Origin of the sequence: Mycolicibacterium arenosum, assembly GCF_024320865.1 — a bacterium.
Classification (GTDB): Bacteria; Actinomycetota; Actinomycetes; order Mycobacteriales; family Mycobacteriaceae; genus Mycobacterium; species Mycobacterium arenosum.
Map to the genome: position 1 here is coordinate 1 of NZ_JANDBD010000018.1, position 2,300 is coordinate 2,300.

Here is a 2,300-nt window from a genome sequence, read left to right on the forward strand (position 1 = left end):
CCGGCACCAAGTCCTACCGACTCCGCACCAGCAAGACCACCACCCGAACCAAACGCGCCACCTAGACCAGGTGGGGCCAAAATCCATGACGACGGTGGGGCCAAATCACTTGACGAAACGCACGTCGTGTTGGATCGTTGCAACGTTATCCATCAAATCTGCTGCTGCGCTGTCGATGTCAGCCTTGTTGTCCGCATCGACCTGAAACCGCCAATACGCCTGGTGCATCGCTTCGAACCCAGTAGTTGATTGCGCAACGCCGTCGACCCGTAATCCGTTCAGGGCGCCCCGGTGAGTATCTGCTGCTGAAGCTGTCGCATTGGCCACGCGACGTTGAGAAGAAGCCTTTTCTTCGCATGCTTCGCGAGTCGTGGGCCACACATCTGGAGCCACGATAAGTCGCGAATACTGGCGATTAGGTGGTGTTGCCCCCACTAGCTGACTCCCGCTGCCTTACAGGCATTTTCGACTTCGTCTAGCGTCTGCGAATATTCGTCGACGATCTTGTTGGATACCGAGGCGGGTTCACGGCGTAAGTCGGCGTCAACTACAGCTGTAAGGGATGGCCGCAAACTGGCGATGGCGCTGGCGAGTTCCTTTGGTGCTTCTGGGCTCACCCGCGAATCGAGATAGTCCAGTTCCGCGCCGACCGCGCTGAAGTAATAGCCCTGGGTGCCAAGGCTTTGTGGTGACTCCCAGTCATTCGCGCGGTCAACCCTATCTATGAAGGCGCCGCGTGCAATTCCAACGCCGCTCTTGAAGTTGCTGAAGCCCGCGCACGCTTCGGTTGCGGCCGCGCGGTATTCCTCTGGAGATGGCGAGGTTGCGGAGGTCGGCGTGGCTGTTGGCGATGGCGCTGAGGGTTCTGGCCGCAATAAAGCGGTCAGCCCCACCACAAGTCCCGCTATCCCAATTGTGGTGCCGAGTGCTCCGAGGGTGAGAGCTGCCTTACTCATATATCCGCCGCTACGGCGCTGAGTAGGCGGGCGTTGGTCTCATCGACAGTGACCGCTGAGGTTACTGCGGTCGTAGCGGCGATCCCCAACGTCTCGACTCGTGTGAGTAGCGCGCTTGCGCGGCTGGTAAGTGCGGTCACCGCCGCAAGGTCTGCGAGGCCGGCGGCCGCATCAATAATCGATAGCGCGCCGGTCGCCACTGGCCCAGACGGTTCGATCGCTACGGTGCCGTGCCCAGCACTGTGGGCCGTAGTGATCCCGGCTAGGGCAATGCCATCCTGCAACTCGAAGGGTCGGTCCATGGGTTCTAAATTACCGCTGCACACCGACAGTCCGCTACCAGCGGAGCACACAAGACTAATTAAGTTATCGCACTTCAGGCGCCTATCAGGAAAATCAGGCAAATCGACGGCGTGACGCATAGTGTGTCTGAATTGACGGTTTTTGGAAACACCTGCGCTAAAAATGCCGCGATGGTCCAGGACCAGGCATGCGGCCACGCTATGCGAGTTGAACTTGGATCTAAGGTCCGTAGCTCCACGTCCCGAGACAGACATTTTGATCAGAAGTTTGGAAGGTCGGCGCGTCCTGATAACGAGGGTTCCGGGATTTGGAGTTCGGTGCAGCAGACAACGGTATCGGGCTGTGAAGCAGCCGGTTCATGGTCGTGGTCTGATCTGTGAGGAGGTATGGCATGGCTGATGAGTCCGTTCTTGATCTTTTTGGTGGTCGGGACCCGCCGTCGCGTCGAGATTATGTTCTGAGCCAGGGATTTACTCGTGATCCCGTCTACTCGAAGGGCGTGCTGCCCGACGCGCAGATTGGCCGGATGAACTCGACCGCCTCCCGGTGCAGTCACCGGCAAGTTCGTCAAGACGTCCACTGCTGCTACACGCCATTCCGACACAGCGGTCACCGAACGCGGCTGACCGGAGTCCCTCAAAAACCAGAACCCTTTCTGGGCAACCTGCAACCAAAACACGGCGTACAACACGCCGAGGGTGTCGGAGGGCGGCCGTAGACTGGATCGAATCGAAAGCATGTGCGACCGTTTTAGCTAGGGAGCAAGATGACGGACACACGGCCCCATCGCGACACGGCGCGCGAGATGCCCGGCACTCTTACATCGTCCGTTATCGACGCCTGGGAACCGAAGCTCGGTGACGGCACCCCGTGGAAGACCGCACTCGGGCTCGACACCTACGACGGCCCTAACATGAGCGCCCTTATCGGCCCTCCGGGACCGAAGCTCGGCGATACCTCGTGGACCAAAGCGCTCGGGCTCAACACCTACAACGGACCCCGCTCTACCGCGTGGACCAAGGCGCTCGGCCTCGACACCTA

At 59.7% G+C, this 2,300-nt stretch carries 3 protein-coding genes; 1 reads left to right on the forward strand and 2 read right to left on the reverse strand.

What is annotated here, in order from left to right; all coding sequences use genetic code 11:
• Positions 1 to 105 precede the first annotated feature (105 nt).
• Positions 106 to 393 (reverse strand): hypothetical protein, encoded by a 288-nt coding sequence (locus NM203_RS30795; protein WP_255064650.1) that lies wholly within the window; start codon positions 391 to 393, stop codon positions 106 to 108.
• 41 nt (positions 394 to 434) lie between these two features.
• The gene (locus NM203_RS30800; RefSeq protein WP_255064651.1) at positions 435 to 956 is read right to left on the reverse strand and encodes an Rv2240c family protein; all 522 of its coding nucleotides are present in this window, start codon (positions 954 to 956) and stop codon (positions 435 to 437) included.
• Between the two features lie 1,069 nt (positions 957 to 2,025).
• On the opposite strand from NM203_RS30800, the gene NM203_RS30805 reads away from it, so the two are divergent.
• Positions 2,026 to 2,300: hypothetical protein (locus tag NM203_RS30805; RefSeq protein ID WP_255064652.1), on the forward strand; the 275-nt coding region annotated here is incomplete at its 3' end.

Excerpts from the sequence above, each read along its gene's own strand:
- NM203_RS30800 (WP_255064651.1), bottom strand. The coding sequence starts at position 956 with ATGAGTAAGGCAGCTCTCACCCTCGGAGCACTCGGCACCACAATTGGG.